Source organism: Pseudomonas sp. NPDC086581 (genome assembly GCF_044746165.1).
In the GTDB taxonomy this organism is placed as follows: Bacteria; Pseudomonadota; Gammaproteobacteria; order Pseudomonadales; family Pseudomonadaceae; genus Pseudomonas.
On the sequence record NZ_JBIVBR010000005.1, the window covers coordinates 299,746 to 325,253 of the forward strand.

The window sequence follows — 25,508 nt, forward strand, 5'->3', positions numbered from 1 at the left end:
ATAATGCCGGCTATTTGCGCTGGGTCGCGTCCGCGCGTACCCGGCAATGCTTCACGGCGGCTAGTTTGAGCGTAGCCGCCTGAGCGTGACAACCCTGGAGTGTCCGGTTTGATTGTCTTCCGTTACCTGTCCCGTGAAGTGTTGATCACCATGAGCGCGGTGAGCGCCGTGCTGCTGGTCATCATCATGAGCGGCCGTTTCATCAAGTACCTGGCGCAGGCGGCCCAAGGCCTGCTCGATCCGGGTTCGCTGTTCATGATCATGGGCGTGCGCCTGCCGGGCTTCCTGCAGCTGATCCTGCCGCTGGGCCTGTTCCTCGGCATCCTGCTGGCCTATGGCCGCCTGTACCTGGACAGCGAGATGACCGTGCTCACCGCCACCGGCATGAGCCAGCAGCGCCTGTTGGTCATCACCCTGGCGCCGGCGCTGTTCATCGCCCTGCTGGTGGCCTGGCTGAGCCTGTGGCTGGCGCCCCAGGGCATCACCCAGATGCAGCTGCTGCTGAACAAGCAGGATGCGATGACCGAATTCGACACCCTGGCGCCCGGGCGCTTCCAATCGATGCGCGATGGCACGCGAGTGACCTATACCGAAACCCTGGCCAACGAGCGCACCGAGCTGGGCGGGGTGTTCATCTCCGACAAGAACCGCCCGCGCAATGGCAAGGACGGCGGCACTTCGGTGCTGGTCGGCACCACCGGCGTGCAGGAAATCCATGCTGACGGCAGTCGCTACCTGATTCTCAAGGACGGCTATCGCTACGATGGCACGCCCGGACAGGCCGATTACCGCGAGATCAAGTACGACACCTACGCGGCGCTTCTGCCCAAGCCGGAAGTGAGCAGCGAGATCGACGACCGCGACGCCATTCCCACATCCGACCTGCTGGGCAGCGACGATCCGCGCATGCAGTCCGAGCTGCAGTGGCGCCTGTCCATCCCGCTGCTGGTCTTCGTGGTGACCGTGCTGGCGGTGCCGCTGTCACGCGTCAACCCGCGGCAGGGCCGCTTCCTCAAGCTGCTGCCAGCCGTGCTGCTGTACATGGCCTATCTGGCGCTGCTGATCGCCGGACGCGGCATGCTCGACAAGGGCAAGATCCCCATGGCCCTGGGCCTGTGGTGGATCCATGGGATATTCCTGAGCATCGGCCTGTTGTTGCTGTACTGGGAGCCGCTGCGTCTGAAGCTGGCCGCCAAGCGAGCGAAGTCGGGCGGAGTGATGAAGCATGCGTAAGCTGGATCGCTATATCGGTACCACCGTTTTCGTTTCCATTCTTGCGGTGCTAGGGGTGATCCTCGGTTTGGCTGAGCTGTTCGCCTTCGTCGACCAGTTGGGGCAGATCGACGAGAGCTACACCCTGACCGAAGCGCTCAAGTTCGTGCTGCTCACGGCGCCGAGCCGCGGCTACGACATGCTGCCGATGGCCGCGCTGATTGGCTGCCTGGTGGGCTTGGGTACCCTGGCCAGCAACAGCGAACTGACCATCATGCGCGCCGCTGGCGTGTCGCTGCAGCGCATCGTCTGGGCGGTGATGAAACCGATGCTGGTGCTGATGTTCGCCGGCATCCTGGTGGGCGAGTATGTGATTCCCTACACCGAAACTGCTGCCCAGAGTGGTCGCGCCCTGGCCCAGAGCAGCAATGGCTCGCAAAGCTCCAAGTCGGGACTGTGGCACCGCCAGGGGCATGAGTTCATCCACATCAACGTGGTGCGCCCGGATGGCGTGTTGCTCGGTGTGACCCGCTACAACTTCGACGACAACCGTCGCCTGCAGAGCGCGAGCTTCGCGCGTCAGGCGGTGTTCGAGAACGACCAGTGGCAACTGCAGGATGTGACCACCTCCGTGCTGCACGCGGCTGAGAAGCGCAGTGAAGTCGTGAGCAAGCCCAGCGAGATCTGGAATATCCAGCTCAGTCCGCAACTGCTCAACACCGTCGTGATGGAGCCGGAGGCGCTGTCGATCACCGGCCTTTGGAATTACATCCATTACCTGCAGGACCAGGGCCTGAGCTCCAACCGCTATTGGCTGGCGTTCTGGACCAAGATCCTGCAGCCGCTGGTGACCGCCGCCCTGGTGCTGATGGCGATTTCGTTCATCTTCGGCCCGCTGCGTAGCGTGACCCTCGGCCAGCGCGTGTTCACCGGCGTGCTGGTGGGCTTCACCTTCCGTATCGCCCAGGATCTGCTCGGCCCGTCGAGCCAGGTATTCAACTTCCCGCCGCTGCTGGCGGTGCTGGTGCCGGCTGCGATCTGTGCCTTCCTCGGCACGCTCCTGTTGAAACGGGCGGGCTGAGTCCGCTCGCGGGATAGAACCTGCGCCCACAAAAAAGCCGGCAATCGCCGGCTTTTTTATTGCCCTCACGTCAGCCCCGTCCCTGCGTTGCCTTGCGCACCGCCTTGGGGATCTGGATCACCACGCTTTCCGAGTAGCGGTCCTGCCAGGTGCGCTTGTCCTTGTCCCAGAGCATCCAGAGGAAGCCCAGGCCGGCGCAGCCCCAGGACGCGATGGCGATGACAAAGCGCAGCAGCGCCTGCATCAGAGTGATGCGCGTGCCGTTGGCGTTCTGTACGCGAACGCCCCAGACCTGCATACCCAGTGTCTGACCGCTGTGAGTCCAGAACTTCGCGAAGAAGGCGAAAATGCTGATGAACAGCAGGCTGGACAGCAGTGGGTCACCGGTCAGCGCACCCTGGTCGGCCAGCATCCGGAGCTTTTCGCTGCCATAGATCAGGCGCAGGAAGCCTTGCTGGTAGACCAGCGTCACCACCATCAACAGGGCCACGCAGAGCAGGAAGTCGTAGAACATCGCGGCAAAGCGACGGAGGAGCGTGGCGGGCGGGAAGTCTCCCACGGGCTGGAGCTGCTGCGGCTTGGACATGAGCGTCTTCTGTGGTGATCAGGATGGATGGGGCCGGGATTATACGGATTCCATCACGCGGCGCCCGGTGGCGGAGGCTGTTCTAAGCTCAAACCACGTCGCTACCCATGGGGGAGTGGCAATGCGTCGCAGGTCGCGGCGCCGTCGAGCAAGGAACAAGGATGCCGCTTCGCAGCTATACCCGGCGCCGGCTGCTGCCCCGCCTGGTCTTCTCCCTTTCCATGGCCCTGCTGCCGTTGCTGCTGGGCAGCGCCATCATCTATTGGCAGGCCTTGCGCACCCTGAGCGTCGAGGCACGTACTGCTTCGAACGAGGCCGTTCGGCTGTTCGACGTGATGCTGGGCAATGCGGCAGGGGCCGCCAAGGTGGCCCTGCTGCATGTGGATGAGGGCTGCGACGATGCGACGCTCGTCCTGCGCGAACAGGTGGCGGTGGTGCCGTTCGTCCGGTCGGTCAACCTGACACGAGATGACCATATCTATTGCACGTCGCTCTTCGGCGATTTCGAAGCGCCCCTGGATCCGAGCCTGTATGTCTCCGGGCGGCTGCGGATGATGGCCGGTAATGAAGTCACGCCAAACTACGCGCTGTTGATCCTGCGGCGGGTCGAGGGGCGTCACGCCGCGCTGGCGACCGTGGATGGGCGTTACCTGAGCAACACGCTGCAACTGGTCGATCAACGCAGCGATTTGCAACTGCAGGTCGGCGGGCAGTGGATGGACGAGGAGGGCAGGGTGTTCGACAGCCAGCCCGCCCCCCTGCCGTTGGGGCATGTCGAGCTTTCCTCCGAGCGATTCCCCTACAAGGTCATCGGTGGCTTCCCCGAAGGGGCGCAATGGCGGCATATCCACGAAGATGCGTGGCCGCTGGTGGCGCTGTTGTTGATGCTGGGTGGGGCATCGGGCGTGGCCTGCTACTGGCTGTGGGGGCGTTCGGCGACGCCAAGCCTGGAGCTTGAGCGTGCCTTGCTCGCCGGGGAATTCGTACCGTACCTGCAACCGCTGGTCGACGCCCGGGACGGCCGCTGGGTCGGTGCTGAAGTGCTGATGCGCTGGGCCCATCCGCGTGAGGGTATGGTCGGTCCCGACTTGTTCATCCCGATGGCCGAACGCTCAGGGCTAATCGTGGCGATGACCCGCGAACTGTTTCATCAGGTGGCCGATGGACTGGCGCCGCACGCGCATCTGTTGGGCGAGGGCTTCCACCTGGGCTTCAACATCAGTGCCCGGCACTGCACGGAGCCGGGATTGTTCGCGGATTGTCGTGACTTCCAGGCGCGCTTCCTGCCCCATCGCCCGGAGCTGACCCTGGAGCTGACCGAGCGCGAACTGATCGTTTCCAGCGAGGTGACCGACGAGCTGTTCGACAATCTTCATGGCCTGGGCGTCAAGCTGGCCATCGACGACTTCGGCACTGGCAACTCCAGCCTGGCTTACCTGCATCGCTTCAAGGTGGATGCGCTGAAGATCGACAAGAGCTTCGTGGCGATGATCGGTGTGGACGCACTGTCCTCCCATATTCTGGACAGCATCGTCGAACTGTGCGGCAAGCTGGACCTGATGATCATCGCCGAGGGGGTGGAAACCGAGCAGCAGCAAGCCTATCTCGCCTCGCGCGGCGTGGAGGTGCTGCAAGGGTACCTCTTCGATCGACCGATGCCGCTGGCGGCATTTGTCGAGGCATTGCGGGATCTACGCTCCGGGAGCTGACCCTGCCCACGGGCCGCGCGCCGGATGCCCGCCGGGGCCGCCATGCAAAATCGCGCACCCTGCTGCGAGTGAATGGCGGCCCCCGGCTCGATCCGCATGATCAAGCTGTCTCGATAGTGAGCTGATCAATAGCTGAATTAGGATGTTCCTGAAGATTCAGAAAAATATTCTTTGGTTACTTAATTTATTTTGATAGTTAAAGGTTATCAGTCCGCTTGTGGTTAGCTTGCAATATGATAATGCCGCTTTGTTTTCATGTTTTTTTCACGCTTTATTGATGTGAATTCAATGGTTGGTACGGTTGTTCTGGGTGTCGCTATAGAAACTTTTCTAGTATTTGGATTGAGCGGGTAAGTGCCCGGAATATAGTCCTTGCTGCTTATGGTGCATTTCGCTCTGAAGCCTCGTGATACGTAGCCTGCGGCTTTGCTTGTGAGGCGGGTGGTTCGCGTTTTAATTAGCTATTTCTATATAGGGCTAAACTTCGGCGACGACTGGTATTGAAATAGATGGTCGGCGGGGTGGCGATTCGCCATTTAACTAATAGAGTCATGAAAAAGGGCCGGCAGAGTGAGTCTCGATAATGCCAGTTAGTTCCCGTGGTTTTACCCTGATCGAATTGATGGTGGTGGCGGCGATAGTGGCGATCCTGGCTGCCATCGCTTATCCCAGCTACCAGCAGTACATCATTCGCGGCAAGCGTTCGGCGGCCCAGGCGCAAATGATGGACATCGCCAATCGCCAGCAGCAGTACCTACTGGCCAACCGCTCCTACGCCACCAAGACGCAGCTGGAAAGCGGCGGCTACGCCCTGCCCAGCGAGGTGTCGAGCAATTACGGCTACTCCATCACCGTCGGCAGCGGGACCCCGCCGACCTTCACTATTACCTTTACCCCGAGCGGCGCGCAGGCCAGCGACGGCAATCTGACCCTGAGCAGTGACGGCAGCAAGACGCCGGCGGTCAAGTGGTGACCGACATGCTGACCTCCCGACAACGCGGCTTCACCCTGATCGAGTTGCTCGTCAGCATCCTTATCATCTCGCTGGGCCTGCTCGGCCTGGCCAAGCTGCAGATGCGCATGCAACTGTCGGACATGGAGTCCTACCAACGCGCCCAGGCGCTACTGTTGCTCAATGACATTTCCAGCCGGATGAACGCCAACGCGAAGAACTCTTCCAGCTACGTCACCGGCAGCAGCTCGCCGGTAGGTGCAGGCATGACCTGCCCGACCAGCAGCGGAACCCGTCAGCAAGCCGACCTCGCCGACTGGTGCAACAGCTTGCAGGGCGCGGCGGAGGTGGGCGGCGGCAGCGTGAAGGCCGGCGCCATGCTCGGCGGGCGAGGCTGCATCGAGTCGCTGGGCAGCAATCAGTACCTGATCACCGTGGCCTGGCAGGGCATGTCGCCGATCTCGGCGCCGCCTTCGAGTGTCGCGTGCGGCAGTGGTAGCTACAACGGTGGCTCCGGCTGCAGCAGCGACCTCTGCCGGCGGGTAGTCACGACCATCGTGCGGGTCGCTTCGCTATGAGCGGCGTATCCCGTCACCGAGGCTTCACCCTGGTGGAGATGATGATCGCCGTGACCATTAGCCTGCTGATCATGGTCGCGGTGCTGACGCTCTACCTCAACCTGCGCCGGACCAGCGACGACATGGCGCAGACCAACTCGCTGATCGAGAATGGTCGTTTTGCCGTCGGATTGCTGCAGGAGGACTTGGCCCATGCCGGATTCTGGAATGGCTATGTACCGCAGTTCGATGACCTGACTGCGACCGATCCACCTGCTGATTACCCCACGGCGTTGCCACCGGTGTGCTCGGCCTTTTCCACCTGGACGCAGCAGGACAGGATCAATTCCGTCGGCATCGTGGCACAGACCTTCTCCGCGGTGCCCCCAGGTTGTTCGGCAATAGTCACCAACCTGGCCAGCAACTCCGATGTGCTGGTGGTGCGGCATGCCGATACCTGCTCACCGGGTGTTGGCAATTGCGATGCACTGGCGGCCGGCAAGGTGTATTTCCAGTCGTCCTTCTGCAAGAACGAGACCCTCGGGGCCTTTGTGCTGGACACCACCGGGTTCACCCTGACGAGCCTCAATTGCCTGACCATCGCCGAGCGTCGCAAGTTCGTCATCGATCTGTATTACGTGCGCGATTACGCGGTGAGCGCAGGCGATGGCATACCGACCCTGATGCGCTCCACCTTCGATCTTTCCGGTGGGGCCACGCCGGCCAACGCGCTGCAGGCAGCAGTACCGCTGATCGAGGGGGTCGAGGCCTTCCGCGTCGAGCTGGGCCTGGACAGCCTCAGCAAGTCGAACGATCCGACCGATTACCTCGCGGCGCCGCATTGGGATGACCCCAATACCCGGGTCACCGTGACCAACCGTGGCGATGGCTCGCCCGACGGCAGCTTTGTCCATTGCGGGGCCGGTTCCTGCACGGTGGCCCAGCTGGCGAATGTGGTGGAAGCCCGGCTCTACGTCCTGGCTCGCGCCCGCACGCAAACCGCGGGCTACACCTCGGACAAGACCTACGCCCTGGGTAGCTCCACCCTGGGCCCGTTCACCGATGGCTACAAACGGCATCTGTTCACCTCCAGCGCCACGCTGGTGAACGTATCCCGTCGGAGGCAGACGCCATGACGACGCAGCGCAATTCGAGAGCCCAGCAGGGCGCGACCCTGGTGGTCGCCCTGGTGATGTTGCTGATGCTGATGCTGATGGTCGGCAGCGCCTACACCCTCAGCGGCACCAATCTGAAGGCAGTGGGCAACATGCAGTTCCGCAACGAGGCCATTGCCGCGGCTGATGTCGGTATCCAGCGGGTCATCGGCTCGGCCTTCACCGCCGCGCCGGCGGCCGAGCAGCTCAATGTCGACATCAATAACGACGGTACCACCGACTACCAGGTTTCCATGGCGTCGCCGGTGTGCATGAGCGCCAGGCCGAGTCCCTCCAATCTGGCTTGTGGTGGTGGCCAGGCAGCCATGTGTTCCACGGGATGGGACACCGTCTGGGGGCTCAACGCCGATGTCACCGATGCCGTGACCGGCACCTCGGTAAGAGTGCGTTCCGGGGTGCGGGTGCACCTGACCGATTCGCAGAAAGTCGCCGCGTGCGGAGCATGAACATGAACAAGAGCTGCCAGGCCGGAATGCTCCGGCGGATTTTCGCCCTCTGCCTCCTGTGCGTCGCCCAGTCGGCCGTTCGTGCCGAGGACATCGACCTGTTCGTCGGCACGCCCAGCGGTGCCACGGACGCGCCCAACGTCCTGATCATCCTGGACAACACCGCCAACTGGACCACGCCGTTCAGCAACGAGATGACTGCGCTGGCCTCTGTGGTCAACGGGCTGCAGGTGAACAAGTTCCGCGTCAGTCTGATGCTGTTCAGCGAGACCGGCAGCGGCAACAAGGGTGACGACGGCGCCTATGTGCGTGCCGCCATGCGTCTGCTCGACAGTTCGACCAAGCCCAAGTATCAGACGCTGGTCACCAGCCTGGACGTGGGGAGCGACAAGTCCAATGGCGGCAAGATCAGCAAGGCCATGGAGGAGGCCTGGCTGTATTACTCGGCGGGCACGCCCAATTCCGGCAACCAGAAGGTCAAGACCGACTTCGCCGGCAACGCCAGCGGCACCACCGCATCCAACGCGCTCTATGCCCTGAGCGGCAACGCCCTGGCGTCGAAGGACGCCACCACCTATAACAACCCGATCGTCGCTGGCTGCGCGAAAAACTTCATCATCTACATCAGTAACGGCGCGGCGCAGGACAACACCAACGATATCAAGCAGGCGACCAGTGCATTGACTGCTGCCGGGGGCAATACCACGGCGATCCCCATTTCCCCCAGCGGCTCGCAGGACAACATGGCCGACGAATGGGCGCGCTTCATGAAGAAGAGCACCCAGGCCATCACCACCTACACCGTGGATATCAACAAGGTCACCACCGGCCAGGGCCCGGGTTGGACCGCCCTGTTGAAGAGCATGGCCAACGTCAGCAGTGGCAAATATTTCGACGTGACGGCCAGTGGCACGCAAATATCCGATGCACTGAATGCCATCTTCTCCGAGATCCAGGCCACCAACAGCGTGTTCGCCTCCGTCACCCTGCCGATCAGCGTCAGCTCCCAGAGCACCTACCTGAACCAGGTGTTCGTCGGCATGTTCCGCCCCGACTCCGATTCCTTCCCGCGCTGGCCCGGCAACCTCAAGCAATACAAGGTGGGCGTGGTCAGCAGCCAGCTCACCACGGTGGACGCCAACGGCAACAGCGCAATCAACAGCGGCACCGGCTTCATCACCGAATGCGCCCGCAGCTTCTGGACGCCCACCTCGCTGGACAACTACTGGGCGTTCAAGCCGCAGGGCAACTGCCTGACCGTGACCGGCTCCGACCTGTCCAACTATCCCGACGGCAACATCGTCGAGAAGGGCGCCCAGGCCTATGTATTGCGCCAGGCCAGTTCGCGGACCATGAAGACTTGCGACCCCACGACCTGCACGACGCTGACCAACTTCAACACCGCCAACACGGCCGTCACCCAGGCCCTGCTGGGGGCGGCAGACGCCACCGAGCGGACCAACCTGATCGGTTGGGCCATCGGCGCCGACAATCAGGACGAGAACCTCAACGCCAACGTCACCGAGATGCGCTCCTCGGTTCACGGCGACGTCGTGCACTCGCGCCCCGCGGCGGTCAACTACGGAACCACGTCCTCACCCCTGGTGGTGGTCTACTACGGCGCCAACGACGGGCTGTTGCACGCTATCAACGGCAACCGCAGCGGAACCGTCGCGGGCGTCTCGGCCGGCAGTGAAATCTGGTCGTTCATGCCGCCGGAGTTCTACCCGCGGATCAAGCGCCTGCGGGACAACACCACCACCATCAGCTTCCCCGGCCATACCACGGGCACGCCCACGCCGCAGCCCAAGGACTACGGCATGGACGGCTCGGTTTCCGTGGTGCAGCAGGGCACCAGCACCTGGATTTACTCCGCCATGCGCCGCGGCGGCCGCTCGATCTATGCCTTTGACGTCACCACCCCGGCCAGCCCGACCCTGAAGTGGAAGATCGGTTGTCCCAACATGGCCAATGACACCAGCTGCGGTACTGGCCTCAGCGGCATAGGGCAGACCTGGGCGACGCCGGTTCCCGTCCTGGCGCAAGGCTACGGCAGCGGTGCGTCGACGATCCTGGCCATGGGCGGTGGCTACGACAAGTGCGAGGACGCCGATCCCAATACCTGCACGGCGACCTCCAAGGGCAATCACATCTATCTGCTGGATGCGGACACCGGCGCCTTGCTGAAAACCTTCGACACCGATCGCGGGGTCGTCGGCAGTGTCGCCCTGGTCACCAACAGCAGCGGCCTGATCGCCTACGGCTATGCCTCGGACCTGGGTGGCAACGTCTACCGGATTTCCGGCGTCGATGCCTTCAGTGCCATCGGCAGTACCCCGCCGGCCAACTGGACCATGACCAAGATCGCGTCCCTAGGGTGCGCGACGGCTACCTCCTGTGCGGCCAACCGCAAGTTCCTCTACGGCCCGGAGGTGGCCTCCGTCAACGGCGAGTACGTGATCCTGCTCGGCTCCGGCGACCGTGAGAAGCCACTGCTGACCTACACCTCCGCCGCCAGCGTGGCGAACCGCTTCTATGCCCTGCGCGACAAGCCCAGCGACGTCAACTGGCTGACCCTGGAGAACGCCACCTGCGCCGCCAACCTGATCTGCAACAACTCGCTGCTGCCCATTACCTCCACGGCAACGCCTACCAATACGCAGGTCGCGGCCTATCCCAAAGGATGGTACCTGGGCTTGCAGTCGACCGAGCAGGTGGTGACCTCGGCGCTGCTGCTTTACAACAACATCACCTTCAGCACCCACCAGCCTGCCGTGGCCAGCCCCACCAGTTGCTCCAGCCTGGGTACCGCGCGCGTCTACAACATCAGCTACCTGAACGCCGCAGGCACCGGTGACCAGCGCTTCGGCGTCATCTCCGGCGGCGGCCTGCCTCCGTCACCCGTGGCAGGGCGCGTACAACTCGACGACGGCAGCCTGAGGGACTTCATCATCGGTGGTTCTTCCGATTCACCGCTGAAGGTCTCCGAGCCGACCGCGCCGGGTACCAGTCCGCAGCCCAAATCCTGGGTGTTCTGGGATATCGAGCGATAGGAGGGGCGGCCATGAATGTGAGCTTCCGGCGTGCTTCCAGCGGTTTTACCCTCTTGGAGCTGATGGTGACCCTTGCGGTCTTGGCAATCCTGATCGGCATCGCAGTGCCTTCGCTTGGGGACGCGACCCTTAGCGGCAAGCTTGCCTCCAGTGCCAACGATCTGGTGGCAGGAGTCGCGATGGGGCGCAGTGAAGCGATCAAGCGCAATACGGTCACCAGCATGTGCGTATCCAGCAACGGTACCAGTTGCGGCTCGGGTGGATGGGAGCAGGGCTGGATCGTCATCTCCGGTTCCACCGTGATCCAGAAGCATCCCGCCGCGCCGACGGGGTTCAAGGTCACTTCCAGTGTCGCCAAGATCGACTTCCAGCCCAGTGGCGTTGGCAATACCCAGGCGAGCGTCACCGTCTGCCGCTCGGCGCCCACCGCGGGAGCCCAGGAGCGGGTGGTGAACGTCAGTGCGACCGGGCGTGCCTACGTCAGCAAGACCGCCACGGGAAGTTGCTCGTGAGGCTGTGAGGGGGCCGTCGCCCAAATCCGGCAGGGCAAATCGCAGACAACAAAAAACCGGCCAGAAGGCCGGTTTTTTGTGGGTTCCGGCAGTTCATCAGAACTGCCAGAACCATATGGTGGTGCCCCGGGAGAGACTCGAACTCTCACTCTGTCGCCAGAAACGGATTTTGAATCCGCCGCGTCTACCATTCCGCCACCGAGGCAATGGCGCGGCAGTATAGGGAGACGCTCTGCGCCGGTCAATCGGCTCGCATGGTCAGAAATGGGCAATTCCAGTAAGATGTGCGCCCCTTCGAGATAGCTCTTCCCATGCGCGTCGCTGACTTTCATTTCGACCTGCCCGAGGCGCTGATCGCCCGCCATCCGCTTCCTGAACGCCGCTCCAGCCGTCTGCTGGTGCTGGACGGTCCGAGCGGCGAGCTCAGCCACCGGCACTTTGCTGACATTCTCGGCTTCCTCAAGCCGGGTGACCTGATGGTGTTCAATAACACCCGGGTGATCCCTGCCCGCCTGTTCGGCCAGAAGGCCTCCGGCGGCAAACTGGAAATCCTCGTGGAGCGCGTGCTGGACAGCCATCGCGTGCTGGCCCACGTGCGCTCCAGCAAATCGCCCAAGCCGGGATCGAAGATCCTCATAGATGGCGGTGGCGAAGCCGAGATGCTGCAGCGCCACGACGCGCTGTTCGAGTTGGGCTTCAGCGAGGATGTGCTGCCGCTCCTGGAGCGCGTCGGCCACATGCCGCTGCCGCCTTATATAGACCGTCCTGATGAGGACGCCGACCGCGAGCGCTACCAGACCGTCTACGCCGAGCGCGCGGGGGCAGTGGCGGCACCGACTGCCGGTCTGCACTTCGACGAGGCCCTGCTGGAGTCGATCCGGGCCAAGGGCGTGGACACCGCGTTCGTCACCCTGCATGTCGGCGCCGGCACCTTCCAGCCGGTACGCGTGGAGCGCATCGAAGACCACCACATGCACAACGAATGGCTGGAAGTCAGCCAGGACGTGGTCGACGCCGTGGCAGCCTGCAAGGCGCGCGGTGGTCGGGTGGTCGCTGTTGGCACCACCAGCGTGCGGTCGCTGGAAAGCGCCGCCCGTGACGGCGTACTCAAGCCGTTCAGTGGCGACACCGATATCTTCATCTTCCCAGGGCGGCCGTTCCATGTGGTCGACGCCCTGGTCACCAACTTCCACCTGCCCGAATCCACCCTGCTGATGCTGGTCTCTGCCTTCGCCGGCTATCCCGAGACCATGGCTGCCTACGCGGCGGCAGTAGAGCAGGGCTATCGCTTCTTCAGTTACGGCGATGCCATGTTCATCACCCGCAACCCGGCACCGCGCGGCCCCGAGGACTGATCCATGAGCTTCATGAAATTCGAACTGCTGGCCACCGAGGGCAAGGCCCGTCGCGGCCGCCTGACCTTCCCCCGTGGCGTGGTGGAAACCCCGGCGTTCATGCCGGTGGGCACCTACGGCACCGTGAAGGGCATGCTCCCGCACGACATCGAGGGCATTGGCGCACAGATCATCCTCGGCAACACCTTCCACCTGTGGCTGCGTCCGGGCACCGAAGTGATCCAGAAGCACGGCGACCTGCATGATTTCATGCAGTGGAAGGGGCCGATCCTCACTGACTCGGGCGGCTTCCAGGTGTTCAGCCTGGGCGCGCTGCGCAAGATCAAGGAGGAGGGCGTGTACTTCGCCTCGCCGGTGGACGGCGCCAAAGTCTTCATGGGGCCGGAAGAGTCCATGGCCGTGCAGCGTGCGCTGGGCTCGGACATCGTGATGATCTTCGACGAGTGCACCCCTTACCCGGCCGAGTTCGACGTCGCCAAGCGCTCCATGGAGCTGTCGCTGCGTTGGGCCAAGCGCTCGAAGACCGCCCACGGCGATAGCCCGTCGGCGCTGTTCGGCATCGTCCAGGGTGGCATGCACGAAGAGCTGCGCATGCGCTCGCTCGAAGGCCTGCAGGAAATCGGCTTCGACGGCCTGGCCATTGGCGGCCTGTCGGTGGGCGAGCCCAAGGAAGAGATGATCCGCGTGCTGGACTTCCTGCCCCGGCACATGCCCGCTGACAAACCTCGTTACCTGATGGGTGTGGGCAAACCCGAAGACCTCGTGGAAGGTGTGCGCCGGGGCGTCGACATGTTCGACTGCGTCATGCCCACCCGCAATGCGCGCAATGGCCACCTTTTCGTTGACACCGGGGTGATCAAGATCCGCAACGCGGTGCACAAGCACGATGAGTCTCCGCTGGACCCGACCTGCGATTGCTACACCTGCAAGCACTTCTCCCGCGCCTACCTCTACCACCTGGACAAGTGCGGCGAAATGCTCGGCAGCATGCTCAATACCATCCACAACTTGCGGCATTATCAGCGGCTTATGGCTGGTTTGCGCGAGGCAATCCAACAGGGTACATTGGCGAACTTTGTCGACGCCTTCTACGCCAAGCGCGGCCTTCCCGTGCCGCCGCTGGCGGACTGACCTTATTCATCGAAAAAGCTTTGAGACAGGAGTTTCCAATGAGTTTTCTGATTCCCGCTGCCTACGCTGACGCCGCAGCTCCCGCCGCTGCTGCAGGCCCGGCCGGCACTGGCTTCGAGTGGATTTTCCTGGTCGGTTTCCTGGTCATCTTCTACCTGATGATCTGGCGTCCCCAGGCCAAGCGCTCGAAAGAGCACAAGAACCTGCTGTCCGGCCTGCAGAAGGGCGATGAAGTCGTCACTTCCGCCGGTATCGCCGGCAAGGTGACCAAGGTCGCCGAGGACTTCGTCGTCGTCGAGGTTTCCGACAACGTCGAGCTGAAGTTCCAGAAGGCCGCGATCGCCGCGACCCTGCCGAAAGGCACCCTGAAGGCGATCTGATCCTCCACCTAGAAACCCAACCGACGGGGCGCAAGATGCGCCCCGCGTCATAACGGGCGGTGTCATGCTCAACAAGTATCCCCTGTGGAAGTATCTGCTGATCCTGGCGGTCCTGGCCGTCGGTTTCATCTATTCCGCACCCAACCTCTATCCGGACGATCCGGCCGTCCAGATCAGTGGCGCGAGCACCGCGCTGCAGGTCACCCAGGCCGACGTCGACAAGGCCAGCAAGGCGCTCGCCGATGCCGGTATCGCCGTCAAGGCTGGCTCGCTGGGCAAGAGCAGCGGCCTGATCCGTCTGGTCAAGCAGGAAGACCAGTTGCCGGCCAAGGACATCGTCCGCCGCGCGCTGGGTGACGACTACGTAGTCGCCCTGAACCTGGCCCAGACCACGCCGAACTGGCTGCGCAATATCGCCGCCCACCCGATGAAGCTGGGTCTCGACCTGTCCGGTGGTGTGCACTTCCTGCTGGAAGTGGACATGGAAAAGGCAGTCGACGCTCGTATGAAGGTGTACGAGAACGAGGTCAAGAGCGCCCTGCGTAAGGAGCGCGTGCGCTACCGTAGCCTGCCTGTGCAGGACGGCGGCATCCAGCTGGGCTTCACTGAAGAAGCCGACCTGGACAAGGCCAAGTCGATCATCGCCAAGGATTTCCGCGATTTCGAAACCGCTCAGAGCGAGCGTAATGGCATGCAGGTCCTGCGCCTGGCCATGACCGCCACCAAGCTGGCCGAAATCCGCGAGTACTCGATCAAGCAGAACCTGACCACCGTCCGCAACCGCGTGAACGAGCTGGGCGTGTCCGAGCCGCTGGTACAGCGCCAGGGCGCCAACCGCATCGTCGTCGAACTGCCGGGCGTGCAGGACACCGCCGAAGCCAAGCGTATCCTCGGCAAGACCGCCAACCTGGAGTTCCGCCTGGCCGCCGAGCCGGATGCGATCAAGTCCTCCACCGAGACCTTCGATTTCCGCGAGCCGCGTCGTCCGCCGGCGACCTTGGAGCGTGGCGTGATCATCACCGGTGACCAGGTCACCGACGCCAGCGCCAGCTTCGACGAAAACGGCCGTCCGCAGGTGAACATCCGTCTGGATGGCCACGGCGGTGAGCTGATGAACCGCGCGACCCGCAACAACGTCGGCCGCAGCATGGCCGTGGTGTTCATCGAGCAGAAGCCGATCACCCGCTACACGAAGCAGGTCGTCGACGGCGTCGAGCAGGAAGTCGCTGTTCCGGCGTTCAAGGAAGAGAAGCAGATCATCAGCCTGGCGACCATCCAGTCGCCGCTGGGCAACCAGTTCCGCATCACCGGCCTGGACGCTCCGGGCGAGTCCTCGGAGCTGGCCCTGCTGCTGCGAGCCGGTGGCTTGGCTGCGCCGATGTACTTCGCTGAAGAACGCACCATCGGCCCGAGCCTGGGTGCTGACAACATCGCCAAGGGCATCGACGCCTCCCTGTGGGGCATGGTCTTCGTTTCCCTGTTCATTATCGTCATCTACCGCTTCTTCGGCGTGATCGCCACCGTCGCCCTGGCCTTCAACATGGTCATGCTGGTGGCGCTGATGTCGATCCTCGGCGCGACCCTGACCCTGCCGGGTATCGCGGGTATCGTGCTGACCATGGGGATGGCGGTGGATGCCAACGTGCTGATCTTCTCTCGAATAAGGGAAGAACTGGCGGCGGGTATGTCGACGCAGCGGGCGATTCATGAAGGCTTCAACCGTGCCTTCACTGCGATCATCGACGCCAACCTGACCTCGCTGCTGGTCGGCGGCATCCTCTACGCCATGGGCACCGGCCCGGTGAAGGGCTTCGCCGTGACCATGTCCCTGGGTATTCTCACCTCGATGTTCACTGCCATTCTGGTCACCCGCGCAATGGTGAACCTGATCTACGGCGGCCGCGACGTTAAGAAGCTGTGGATCTAAGGGGCCAGAGATGAATATCAAGATCGGTACTATCAACTTCATGGGCGTGCGCAACGTTGCGTTCGCCGCGACCCTGATCCTGACCCTGATCGCCCTTGGCAGCTGGGTCTTCAAAGGTATCAACTTCGGCCTGGACTTCACCGGCGGTACGTCGATCAAGCTTACCTACGAGCAGCCTGCCGATCTCTCCAAGGTGCGCGAGCAACTGGTCGCCGCCGGTTACAGCGAAGCCGTGGTGCAGAGCTTCGGTGATACCAGGGACGTGCTGGTGCGTATGCCCAGCGAAGACCCGGAACTGGGCAAGAAGGTCGCCACTGCGCTGCAGAAGGCCGATGCTTCCAATCCGGCCAAGGTGAACGGCGTCGAGTACGTCGGCCCGCAGGTGGGTGAGGAGCTGCGCGACCAGGGTGGCCTCGGCATGCTCCTGGCGCTTGGCGGCATCCTGCTGTACGTGGGCTTCCGCTTCCAGTGGAAATTCGCCCTGGGTGCGATCCTCTCGCTGATCCACGATGCCATCATCGTGATGGGCGTGCTGTCGTTCTTCCAGATCACCTTCGACCTGACCGTACTCGCCGCGGTGCTGGCGGTGGTGGGCTACTCGCTGAACGACACCATCGTGATCTTCGACCGGGTGCGCGAGAACTTCCGCGTGCTGCGCAAGGCAAGCCTGATCGAGAACATCAACATCTCGACCAGTCAGACCCTGCTGCGGACCATCGCCACCTCGGTGTCGACCCTGCTGGCCATCGCTGCTCTGTTGTTCTTCGGTGGCGACAACCTGTTCGGCTTCTCTATCGCCCTGTTCGTCGGCGTGATGGCGGGTACCTACTCGTCAATCTATATCGCCAACGTGGTGCTGATCTGGCTGAACCTGTCCACCGAGGACCTGATTCCGCCGCCGAGCAAGGAAGTCGACGAGCGCCCGTAATAGAGCGTTCCCGGCCTTCCAGAGAAAACTCCCGCTTCGGCGGGAGTTTTCATTTGTAGGTGCTGTGTCACGAAACGGCCGGAACTTTCTTACAAATCGATTGCTCCAAGGCAAGGTAAAGGGCGAGGCCCGAATGAGAAGAAAGACCAGGAGAACCCTATGAACAAGTCGTTGCTAATCGGTACCGTGCTGGGCGCTGTAGGCGTGACTGCCGGTGGCGCCGTGGCTACCTACAGTCTGGTGGACCGCGCGCCGCAATACGCCGAGGTGCTCGCCGTTCAGCCGGTCAAGGAAACCATCAAGAATCCGCGCCAGGTCTGCAAGGACGTGGCAGTGACCCATCAGCGTCCGGTCAAGGACACCCACCAGATTGCCGGTACGGCGATCGGCGCCATCGCTGGCGGCCTGCTGGGCAACCAGATCGGCGGCGGCAACGGCAAGAAGATCGCCACCGTGGCGGGCGCCATCGGCGGCGGCTACGCGGGCAACAAGGTGCAGGAAGGCATGCAGGAGCGTGACACCTACACCACCACCGAAACCCGCTGCAACACCGTCAACGACACCAGCGAGAAGGTTGTCGGCTACGACGTGAAGTATCTGCTCGATGGCAAGGCCGGTCAGGTCCGCATGGATCGCGATCCGGGCTCGCAGATTCCGGTCGACAAGAGCGGCCGACTGATCCTGGGTCAGCAATAAGCAGTCGCCAGGTGTGGAACGAAGAGGGCGCCCGATGGGCGCCTTTTTCTTTGGCTCCTTGTAGGAGCGAGCTTGCTCGCAAATCGCGCAAGGCTATGGCTTCAGGATAGAAAAGCTTCGCGGGCAAGCTCGCTCCTGCAGGATTTGCCTTCTCGCAGGCACAAAAAAGCCCGGCATTGCCGGGCTTTTTCTATCGTGGCTCAGGCTCAGGCTCAGCGCTTGAGCGACGCCGGCAGGTGCGGCTGGATGCTGGTCAGCAGTGCCTTGAAGCACTTGGTGTTGCCAGCGACGATCTGGCCTTTCTCGAGGAACTCGTGACCGCCGGTGAAATCGCTCACCAGGCCGCCCGCTTCCTGGATCAGCAGGGCGCCAGCGGCCATGTCCCACTCGGACAGGCCGAACTCCCAGAAGGCGTCGTAGCGACCGGCGGCGACATAGGCCAGGTCGAGGCTGGCGGCGCCGGCGCGGCGGATGCCGGCGGTCTGGCCGACCAGGCTGCGGAACATGCCCAGGTAGGCGTCCAGGTTGTCCATCTGGCTGTCGCGGAACGGGAAGCCGGTGCCGAGCAGGGCGCCTTCCAGGCTCTTGCGGTTGCTGACGCGCAGGCGGCGGCCGTTCAGTGCGGCGCCACGGCCGCGGCTGGCGGTGAATTCTTCCTGGCGGATCGGGTCGAGGACCACGGCGTGCTCGAGGCGACCGCGGTATTTGCAGGCGATGCTGACGGCGTAGTGCGGAACGCCGTGGATGAAGTTGGTGGTGCCATCCAGCGGGTCGATGATCCACAGGTAGTCGGCACCTTCGCCGCTGCCTTCGAGCATGCCGCCTTCTTCGCCCATGATCCCGTGGTTCGGGTAGGCCTTGCGCAGGGCTGTGACGATGGAGAGCTCGGCCGCGCGATCGACTTCGGTGACGTAGTCGTTGGCTTCTTTCTCGTTGACCGACAGGGTATCCAGGCGTTCGATGGAGCGGAAGATCAGTTCACCGGCGCTGCGAGCGGCGCGCAGGGCGATATTCAGCATAGGCTGCATGGAGAGGTCACCTGGGTCGTTAAAGAAAGCCGAATATTCTAGCAGAAAGCCATGGAGTTAATAGAGCGACCTGTCGCCTGCGTGGCGCAAGCCCCACTGCTGCGGTAGGATTCCCTCCCTTTTTCGCTTTTGTGTGGAGTCGCGCGTTGCTCGACAAAATTCGCGTGGTGCTGGTCAATACCAGCCATCCCGGCAATATCGGCGGTACGGCCCGTGCGATGAAGAACATGGGGCTGTCGCGCCTGGTCCTGGTCGATCCGATGGATTTCCCCAGTGGCGAGGCCCGTGCCCGCGCCTCCGGCGCCGATGACATCCTCGATGCGGCCGTGGTCGTTCCCACCTTGGAAGATGCCCTGGCGGGCTGCAGCCTGGTGCTTGGCACCAGCGCGCGGGATCGTCGCATCCCCTGGCCGCTGCTCGATCCGCGCGAGTGCGCCACCACTAGCCTGGAGCACGTCCAGCAAGGTGGTGAGGTCGCACTGGTGTTCGGCCGCGAATACGCCGGCCTGACCAATGAGGAGCTGCAGCGATGTCAGTTCCACGTGCACATCCCGGCCAATCCCGAGTTCAGCTCGCTGAACCTGGCGACGGCGGTGCAGGTGCTGGTCTACGAGGTGCGCATGGCCTGGCTGGCCGTTCAGGGGCAGCCGACCAAGCAGGAGAAGGTCGAGTCCACTGCGATGCTCAACAGCGTCCCGGTGACTTCCGATGAGCTGGAGCGTTTCTATGCGCATCTGGAGTCGACCCTGGTGGATATCCAGTTCCTCGATCCGCAGAAGCCGCGCCACCTGATGTCGCGCCTGCGCCGCCTATATGGCCGTGCCGGTGTCAGCAAGCTGGAGATGAATATCCTGCGGGGTATTCTCACCGAGACACGGAAGGCTGCCCGTGGGGAGCTTTCCAAGCGGAGTGATGAAGATGTTTGAGCGTGTACGCGAAGATATCCAGAGCGTATTCCATCGTGACCCGGCGGCGCGCAACGCTTTCGAGGTGCTCACCTGCTACCCGGGACTGCACGCCGTCTGGCTGCATCGCCTGGCTCATGGTCTGTGGACGTCCGGCTGGAAGTGGCTGGCGCGCATGGTGTCCAACTTCGGTCGCTGGATGACCGGTATCGAGATTCATCCGGGCGCGAAGATTGGTCGTCGCTTCTTCATCGATCACGGCTTGGGCATCGTCATCGGCGAAACCGCCGAGATCGGCGACGATGTGACCATCTACCAGGGCGTGACCCTGGGTGGCACCAGCTGGAACAAGGGCAAGCGCCACCCGACCCTGGCCGATGGCGTGGTGGTGGGGGCGGGCGCCAAGGTGCTTGGTCCGTTCACCGTCGGTGCCGGCGCCAAGGTCGGTTCCAATGCCGTGGTGACCAAAGAGGTGCCGCCGGGCGCTACCGTTGTGGGTATTCCCGGCCGCATCATCGTCAAGGATGACGCGGATCAGGCCGCCAAGCGCCAGGCCATGGCAGAAAAGCTCGGCTTCGATGCCTACGGCGTCAGCCAGGACATGCCCGACCCGGTGGCCCGCGCCATCGGCCAGCTGCTCGACCACCTGCAGGCGGTTGACGGCCGGCTGGAAGGCATGTGCAAGGCTCTGACAGCTCTGGGTAGTGACTACTGTGCGAAAGATCTTCCGGTTCTGCGGGAAGAGGACTTCGCCGGAGTCAAGGACGAGGAGAGCAGCAAGTCGGCGCAGTGATGCGCCGGCCCTTGCATTGCTGCTACAATACGCCGCCGTTCGCTGGCTAAATCCGACTAAAGTAATAGGTCTTATAGTTGACTTAAATAGTCGGAAAAGAGCATACTCCCGCCATACCAGCGATTCTTCCGGATTTTCCCATGCGATTGACCACCAAAGGCCGCTATGCCGTCACCGCCATGCTTGATCTGGCGTTGCACGCCCAGCGTGGCCCGGTTTCTCTCGCCGATATCTCCGAGCGCCAGGGTATCTCCCTGTCCTACCTGGAACAGCTGTTCGCCAAGTTGCGCCGTGGCAACCTGGTGGTCAGCGTGCGTGGTCCGGGCGGCGGCTACCAGCTGTCCCGCGACATGACCGGCATCCACGTCGCCCAGGTGATCGATGCGGTCAACGAGTCGGTCGACGCCACCCGTTGCCAGGGTCAGGGCGACTGCCACTCCGGCGATACCTGCCTGACCCACCACCTGTGGTGCGACCTCAGTCAGCAGATTCACGAGTTCCTCAGCGGCATCAGCCTGGCCGACCTGGTCGAGCGCCGCGAAGTTCAAGAGGTCGCTCAGCGCCAGGACGAGCGTCGCTGCTCGGGCACCAAGCCGCTGCGCCTCGACAAGATTGAAGCGTCCGCCATCGATTGAGCGAACGCCCGCCTGTAGGAGTTACCTGATGAGATTGCCGATTTACCTCGACTACTCCGCCACCACCCCGGTGGATCCGCGTGTCGCTCAGAAAATGGCCGACTGCCTGCTGGTTGACGGCAACTTCGGCAACCCGGCTTCGCGCTCCCACCTCTTCGGCTGGAAGGCCGAGGAAGCGGCTGAGAACGCCCGTCGCCAGGTCGCCGAACTGGTTAATGCCGACCCCCGTGAGATCGTCTGGACGTCCGGTGCCACCGAGTCCGACAACCTTGCCGTCAAGGGCGTCGCGCACTTCTACGCGACCAAGGGCAAGCACATCGTCACCTCGAAGATCGAGCACAAGGCGGTCCTGGATACCTGCCGCCAGCTGGAGCGCGAAGGCTTCGAAGTGACCTACTTGGAACCGACCCCCGAGGGCATCATCACCCCGGCGATGGTCGAGGCCGCTCTGCGTGACGACACCATCCTGGTCTCGGTAATGCACGTGAACAACGAAGTCGGCAGCATCAACGACATCGCCGCCATCGGCGAGCTGACCCGCTCGCGCGGCATCCTGCTGCACGTCGACGCTGCACAGTCGGCCGGCAAAGTGGACATCGACCTGGAGAAGCTCAAGGTCGACCTGATGTCCTTCTCCGCCCACAAGGTCTACGGCCCCAAAGGCATGGGCGCGCTGTACGTGCGCCGCAAGCCGCGCGTGCGCCTGGAAGCCCAGATGCACGGTGGCGGCCATGAGCGCGGCATGCGTTCGGGCACCTTGGCGACCCACCAGATCGTCGGCATGGGCGAGGCCTTCCGCATCGCCAAGGAAGAAATGCACCAGGAAATGGCCCGTATCGAAGGCCTGCGCAAGCGCTTCTTCGATCAGGTGCAGGACCTGGAAGAGCTGTACCTCAACGGCAGCCCGACTTCCTACGCGCCGAACATCCTCAACGTCAGCTTCAACTACGTCGAAGGCGAGTCGCTGATGATGTCGCTCAAGGACCTGGCCGTCTCGTCCGGTTCCGCCTGCACCTCGGCCTCGCTGGAGCCGTCCTACGTGCTCCGCGCCCTGGGTCGCAACGACGAGCTGGCGCACAGCTCCATCCGTTTCAGCTTCGGCCGCTTCACCACTGAAGAAGAGGTCGATTACGCCGCCAAGAAGGTGGTGGAAGCCGTTTCCAAGCTGCGTGAACTCTCGCCGCTGTGGGATATGTTCAAAGAGGGTGTCGACCTGTCCAAGGTCGAATGGCAGGCCCACTGACCCGCCCCATAGAAGTGAGGATTAGCCATGGCTTACAGTGAAAAGGTCATCGACCACTACGAAAATCCGCGCAACGTCGGCAAGCTCAACGCCGAAGACCCGGACGTCGGCACCGGCATGGTCGGCGCGCCGGCCTGCGGCGACGTAATGCGCCTGCAGATCAAGGTCAACGAGCAGGGCGTCATCGAAGACGCCAAGTTCAAGACCTACGGCTGTGGTTCGGCCATCGCCTCCAGCTCCCTCGCCACCGAGTGGATGAAGGGCAAGACCCTGGACGAAGCCGAGTCGATCAAGAACACCACCATCGCCGAAGAACTGGCCCTGCCGCCGGTTAAGATCCACTGCTCGGTACTCGCCGAGGACGCCATCAAGGCGGCCGTGCGCGACTACAAGCAGAAGAAAGGTCTGCTCTGAAGCGATTTGTTGAGTAAGGAGTTCCCATGGCCATCAGCATGACCGAATCCGCCGCCAATCACGTTCGCCGCTCCCTCGAAGGGCGCGGCAAGGGCGAGGGCATTCGTCTTGGCGTGCGTACCACCGGGTGTTCCGGTCTGGCCTACGTGCTGGAGTTCGTCGACGAGCTGGCAGCCGAGGACCAAGTCTTCGAGAGCCACGGCGTGAAGGTCATCATCGATCCGAAAAGCCTGGTCTACCTCGACGGCACCGAGTTGGACTTCACCAAGGAAGGCCTCAACGAGGGCTTCAAGTTCAACAACCCGAACGTGCGCGGTGAGTGTGGCTGCGGCGAAAGCTTCAACGTCTGAGGCTGGGTGTGGGTAGTCCCTGTCACTTCGCGCTGTTCGACCTGCAGCCGGGTTTCCGGATCGATCTGGAAACCCTCGGCAATCGCTACCGGGAGCTGGTGCGAACCGTTCATCCGGACCGTTTCGCCGATGCTTCCGAGCGCGAGCAGCGACTGGCGCAGGCCAAGGCCGCTGAGCTCAACGATGCCTACCAGACGCTGAAGAGCGTTCCGCGTCGTGCCCTGTACCTGCTGGCCCTGCGCGGCGATTCGCTGCCGCTGGAAGCCACGGTGCAGGACCCGGAGTTCCTCCTGCAGCAGATGCAGTTGCGCGAGGATCTGGAAGACCTGCAGGACAGCGCCGATCTCGACGGCGTGGCGCAGTTCAAGCGTCAGCTGAAGTCTGCCCAGCAACGGCTGGAAGATGATTTCGCTGATTGTTGGGATGATGCCGCCCGCCGCGACCTGGCCGAACGCCTGGTGCGTCGCATGCAGTTCCTCGACAAGCTGGCGCAGGAAGTGCGACAGCTGGAAGAGCGACTCGACGATTAATCCGCGCGGCTCGCGCCGCGCCCGATAGCCTGATTAGAAACCGCATGGCCCTACTGCAGATCGCCGAGCCCGGACAGACCCCCCAGCCGCACCAGCGTCGCCTGGCCGTGGGGATCGACCTGGGCACTACGAATTCCCTGGTCGCTGCCGTGCGCAGCGGCGTCGCGGCTCCGTTGCCGGACGTCCGCGGCGAAGTGATCCTGCCTTCGGCGGTGCGTTACCTCGCCGATCGCATCGAGGTGGGTGAGAGCGTTCGCGCCACCGCCTCGCAAGACCCGCTGAACTCAATCATCTCGGTCAAGCGCTTCATGGGCCGTGGCCTGGAGGACGTGAAGCAGTTGGGCGGCCAATTGCCGTACCGCTTCACCCAGGGCGAATCGCACATGCCCTTCATCGAGACCGTCCAGGGCGCCAAGAGTCCGGTGGAAGTCTCGGCAGAAATCCTCCGCGTCCTGCGTCAGCGCGCCGAATCCACCCTGGGTGGCGAGCTGGTGGGCGCGGTGATCACAGTTCCCGCCTATTTCGACGATGCCCAGCGTCAGGCCACCAAGGACGCCGCACGCCTGGCTGGCCTGCACGTACTGCGCCTGCTCAATGAGCCGACCGCTGCCGCTGTGGCATACGGTCTGGACAAGAGCGCCGAAGGCCTGGTCGCCATTTATGACTTGGGCGGCGGCACCTTCGATATCTCCATCCTGCGTCTGACCCGTGGCGTCTTCGAGGTCCTGGCCACCGGTGGCGACACCGCCCTGGGCGGCGACGATTTCGACCATGCTATTGCTGGCTGGATCATTGAGCAGGCCGGTATCTCGGCTGACCTCGATCCGGGCGCCCAGCGCCGTCTGCTGCAGACCGCCTGTGCCGCGAAGGAAGCCCTGACTGATAGCGCCAGCGTTGCCGTCGCCTACGACAGCTGGACCGGTGAGCTGACTCGCGCCCAGATGGATTCTCTGATCGATCCGATGATCCAGCGCAGCCTCAAATCCTGCCGCCGTGCCGTGCGTGATTCCGGCATCGAGCTGGAAGAGGTCAGTGCCGTGGTCATGGTCGGTGGCTCCACCCGAGTGCCGCGCGTTCGTGAACTGGTGGGGGAGCTGTTCGGTCGTGAACCGCTGACTGATATCGACCCGGACCAGGTGGTTGCCATTGGTGCTGCCATCCAGGCCGATGCCCTGGCTGGCAACAAGCGCGGCGAAGAGCTGCTGCTGCTGGATGTGATTCCCCTGTCGCTCGGCCTGGAAACCATGGGCGGGCTGATGGAGAAGGTGATTCCGCGTAACACCACCATCCCGGTGGCTCGCGCCCAGGAATTCACCACCTACAAGGATGGCCAGACAGCCATGATGATTCACGTGCTGCAAGGCGAGCGTGAGCTGGTCAAGGACTGCCGGTCCTTGGCGCGTTTCGAGCTGCGCGGCATTCCGCCGATGGTGGCGGGCGCGGCGAAGATCCGCGTCAGCTTCCAGGTCGACGCCGATGGTCTGCTGGGCGTGTCCGCCCGCGAGCTGTCGTCCGGCGCCGAGGCGAGCATCCAGGTCAAGCCGTCCTACGGCCTGACCGACGGCGAGATCGCCCGCATGCTGCAGGATTCCTTCCAGTACGCCGGTGATGACATGGCCGCCCGCACCCTGCGCGAACAGCAGGTCGAGGCCCAGCGTCTGCTCGAAGCCGTGCAGTCCGCGCTGGACGCCGATGGCGAGCGTCTGCTCGATGCTGACGAGCGTCTGGTCATCGATGCCGGCATGGACTCGCTGCGTGAGCTGGCTACCGGCAGCGATGCCACTGCCATCGAACTACAGATCAAGCGTCTGTCCCAGCTGACCGACGCCTTTGCCGCGCGCCGTATGGACGCCACCGTCAAAGCCGCACTGGCCGGTCGCCGGCTCAACGAAATCGAGGAATAAGCGAAG

The 25,508-nt window shown here is 63.1% G+C and carries 25 protein-coding genes and 1 tRNA gene; 23 read left to right on the forward strand and 3 right to left on the reverse strand.

What is annotated here, in order from left to right:
- Positions 1-108 precede the first annotated feature (108 nt).
- Positions 109-1,233 carry an LPS export ABC transporter permease LptF gene (lptF, locus tag ACIPK7_RS12930; protein WP_401088117.1) on the forward strand — a complete coding sequence of 375 codons (1,125 nt, stop codon included), beginning with the start codon at positions 109-111 and terminating at the stop codon, positions 1,231-1,233.
- On the forward strand, positions 1,226-2,293 hold the full coding sequence (gene lptG, locus ACIPK7_RS12935) for an LPS export ABC transporter permease LptG (protein WP_192435211.1): 1,068 nt from the start codon (positions 1,226-1,228) through the stop codon (positions 2,291-2,293). Before lptF ends, lptG begins: the two co-directional genes overlap by 8 nt.
- Before the next feature lie 70 nt (positions 2,294-2,363).
- On the opposite strand, the gene ACIPK7_RS12940 is transcribed toward lptG, so the two are convergent.
- Positions 2,364-2,879: an RDD family protein gene (locus ACIPK7_RS12940; RefSeq protein ID WP_192435209.1), complete on the reverse strand. Its 516-nt coding sequence runs from the start codon at positions 2,877-2,879 to the stop codon at positions 2,364-2,366.
- Between the two features lie 161 nt (positions 2,880-3,040).
- Here ACIPK7_RS12940 and ACIPK7_RS12945 point away from each other — a divergent pair, with 161 nt between their 5' ends.
- The 7 genes from ACIPK7_RS12945 to ACIPK7_RS12975 all read left to right on the forward strand — a co-directional run bounded on the left by ACIPK7_RS12945 (position 3,041) and on the right by ACIPK7_RS12975 (position 11,283).
- Complete coding sequence (locus tag ACIPK7_RS12945) at positions 3,041-4,588, forward strand: cyclic diguanylate phosphodiesterase (protein ID WP_192435207.1); 1,548 nt, start codon at positions 3,041-3,043, stop codon at positions 4,586-4,588.
- Positions 4,589-5,171: 583 nt separating this feature from the next.
- Complete coding sequence (locus ACIPK7_RS12950) at positions 5,172-5,561, forward strand: type IV pilin protein (RefSeq protein ID WP_401088121.1); 390 nt, start codon at positions 5,172-5,174, stop codon at positions 5,559-5,561.
- A gap of 5 nt (positions 5,562-5,566) precedes the next feature.
- Positions 5,567-6,118 (forward strand): type IV pilus modification protein PilV, encoded by a 552-nt coding sequence (gene pilV, locus ACIPK7_RS12955; RefSeq protein ID WP_401088122.1) that lies wholly within the window; start codon positions 5,567-5,569, stop codon positions 6,116-6,118.
- On the forward strand, positions 6,115-7,233 hold the full coding sequence (locus tag ACIPK7_RS12960) for a PilW family protein (RefSeq protein ID WP_401088125.1): 1,119 nt from the start codon (positions 6,115-6,117) through the stop codon (positions 7,231-7,233). The genes pilV and ACIPK7_RS12960 overlap by 4 nt, the downstream gene beginning before the upstream one ends.
- Positions 7,230-7,718: a PilX N-terminal domain-containing pilus assembly protein gene (locus tag ACIPK7_RS12965; RefSeq protein WP_081516031.1), complete on the forward strand. Its 489-nt coding sequence runs from the start codon at positions 7,230-7,232 to the stop codon at positions 7,716-7,718. Before ACIPK7_RS12960 ends, ACIPK7_RS12965 begins: the two co-directional genes overlap by 4 nt.
- Positions 7,719-7,720: 2 nt before the next feature.
- Positions 7,721-10,771, forward strand: coding sequence for a pilus assembly protein (locus ACIPK7_RS12970; RefSeq protein WP_401088128.1), 3,051 nt, complete (start codon positions 7,721-7,723; stop codon positions 10,769-10,771).
- 11 nt (positions 10,772-10,782) lie between these two features.
- Positions 10,783-11,283 carry a GspH/FimT family pseudopilin gene (locus ACIPK7_RS12975; protein ID WP_401088130.1) on the forward strand — a complete coding sequence of 167 codons (501 nt, stop codon included), beginning with the start codon at positions 10,783-10,785 and terminating at the stop codon, positions 11,281-11,283.
- 119 nt (positions 11,284-11,402) lie between these two features.
- Here the strand turns inward: ACIPK7_RS12975 and ACIPK7_RS12980 are convergent.
- Positions 11,403-11,488, reverse strand: a tRNA-Leu gene (locus ACIPK7_RS12980).
- A 106-nt stretch (positions 11,489-11,594) separates the two neighbouring features.
- Here ACIPK7_RS12980 and queA point away from each other — a divergent pair.
- From queA to ACIPK7_RS13010, 6 genes are all read left to right on the forward strand, one after another.
- A complete protein-coding gene (gene queA / locus ACIPK7_RS12985; protein WP_401088132.1) occupies positions 11,595-12,638 on the forward strand; it encodes a tRNA preQ1(34) S-adenosylmethionine ribosyltransferase-isomerase QueA in 1,044 nt (347 codons plus the stop codon).
- Between the two features lie 12 nt (positions 12,639-12,650).
- A complete protein-coding gene (gene tgt / locus ACIPK7_RS12990; protein WP_138215487.1) occupies positions 12,651-13,769 on the forward strand; it encodes a tRNA guanosine(34) transglycosylase Tgt in 1,119 nt (372 codons plus the stop codon).
- A gap of 38 nt (positions 13,770-13,807) precedes the next feature.
- Complete coding sequence (gene yajC, locus ACIPK7_RS12995; protein WP_017522301.1) at positions 13,808-14,149, forward strand: preprotein translocase subunit YajC; 342 nt, start codon at positions 13,808-13,810, stop codon at positions 14,147-14,149.
- A 64-nt stretch (positions 14,150-14,213) separates the two neighbouring features.
- Positions 14,214-16,076 carry a protein translocase subunit SecD gene (gene secD / locus ACIPK7_RS13000; protein WP_401088134.1) on the forward strand — a complete coding sequence of 621 codons (1,863 nt, stop codon included), beginning with the start codon at positions 14,214-14,216 and terminating at the stop codon, positions 16,074-16,076.
- 10 nt (positions 16,077-16,086) lie between these two features.
- Positions 16,087-17,004, forward strand: a complete 918-nt coding sequence (gene secF / locus ACIPK7_RS13005) for a protein translocase subunit SecF (protein ID WP_401088136.1) — start codon at positions 16,087-16,089, stop codon at positions 17,002-17,004.
- A 159-nt stretch (positions 17,005-17,163) separates the two neighbouring features.
- Positions 17,164-17,700: a glycine zipper 2TM domain-containing protein gene (locus ACIPK7_RS13010; RefSeq protein ID WP_081515989.1), complete on the forward strand. Its 537-nt coding sequence runs from the start codon at positions 17,164-17,166 to the stop codon at positions 17,698-17,700.
- A gap of 212 nt (positions 17,701-17,912) precedes the next feature.
- Here ACIPK7_RS13010 and suhB read toward each other — a convergent pair whose 3' ends face one another.
- On the reverse strand, positions 17,913-18,728 hold the full coding sequence (suhB, locus tag ACIPK7_RS13015) for an inositol-phosphate phosphatase (RefSeq protein WP_401088138.1): 816 nt from the start codon (positions 18,726-18,728) through the stop codon (positions 17,913-17,915).
- Between the two features lie 146 nt (positions 18,729-18,874).
- Here suhB and trmJ point away from each other — a divergent pair, with 146 nt between their 5' ends.
- The 8 genes from trmJ (at position 18,875) to hscA (ending at position 25,502) form a co-directional block, all read left to right on the forward strand.
- Positions 18,875-19,654, forward strand: coding sequence for a tRNA (cytosine(32)/uridine(32)-2'-O)-methyltransferase TrmJ (gene trmJ / locus ACIPK7_RS13020; protein ID WP_192435191.1), 780 nt, complete (start codon positions 18,875-18,877; stop codon positions 19,652-19,654).
- Positions 19,647-20,426 (forward strand): serine O-acetyltransferase, encoded by a 780-nt coding sequence (cysE, locus tag ACIPK7_RS13025; protein ID WP_081515983.1) that lies wholly within the window; start codon positions 19,647-19,649, stop codon positions 20,424-20,426. Before trmJ ends, cysE begins: the two co-directional genes overlap by 8 nt.
- 140 nt (positions 20,427-20,566) lie before the next feature.
- A complete protein-coding gene (gene iscR / locus ACIPK7_RS13030; protein WP_017522294.1) occupies positions 20,567-21,061 on the forward strand; it encodes a Fe-S cluster assembly transcriptional regulator IscR in 495 nt (164 codons plus the stop codon).
- 28 nt (positions 21,062-21,089) lie between these two features.
- A complete protein-coding gene (locus ACIPK7_RS13035) occupies positions 21,090-22,304 on the forward strand; it encodes an IscS subfamily cysteine desulfurase (protein ID WP_192435190.1) in 1,215 nt (404 codons plus the stop codon).
- Between the two features lie 27 nt (positions 22,305-22,331).
- Positions 22,332-22,718, forward strand: a complete 387-nt coding sequence (gene iscU, locus ACIPK7_RS13040; protein WP_192435189.1) for a Fe-S cluster assembly scaffold IscU — start codon at positions 22,332-22,334, stop codon at positions 22,716-22,718.
- A gap of 26 nt (positions 22,719-22,744) precedes the next feature.
- Positions 22,745-23,068: an iron-sulfur cluster assembly protein IscA gene (iscA, locus tag ACIPK7_RS13045; protein ID WP_017522292.1), complete on the forward strand. Its 324-nt coding sequence runs from the start codon at positions 22,745-22,747 to the stop codon at positions 23,066-23,068.
- Between the two features lie 8 nt (positions 23,069-23,076).
- On the forward strand, positions 23,077-23,598 hold the full coding sequence (hscB, locus tag ACIPK7_RS13050; RefSeq protein WP_192435188.1) for a co-chaperone HscB: 522 nt from the start codon (positions 23,077-23,079) through the stop codon (positions 23,596-23,598).
- A 44-nt stretch (positions 23,599-23,642) separates the two neighbouring features.
- A complete protein-coding gene (hscA, locus tag ACIPK7_RS13055) occupies positions 23,643-25,502 on the forward strand; it encodes a Fe-S protein assembly chaperone HscA (protein ID WP_192435187.1) in 1,860 nt (619 codons plus the stop codon).
- Positions 25,503-25,508 lie beyond the last annotated feature (6 nt).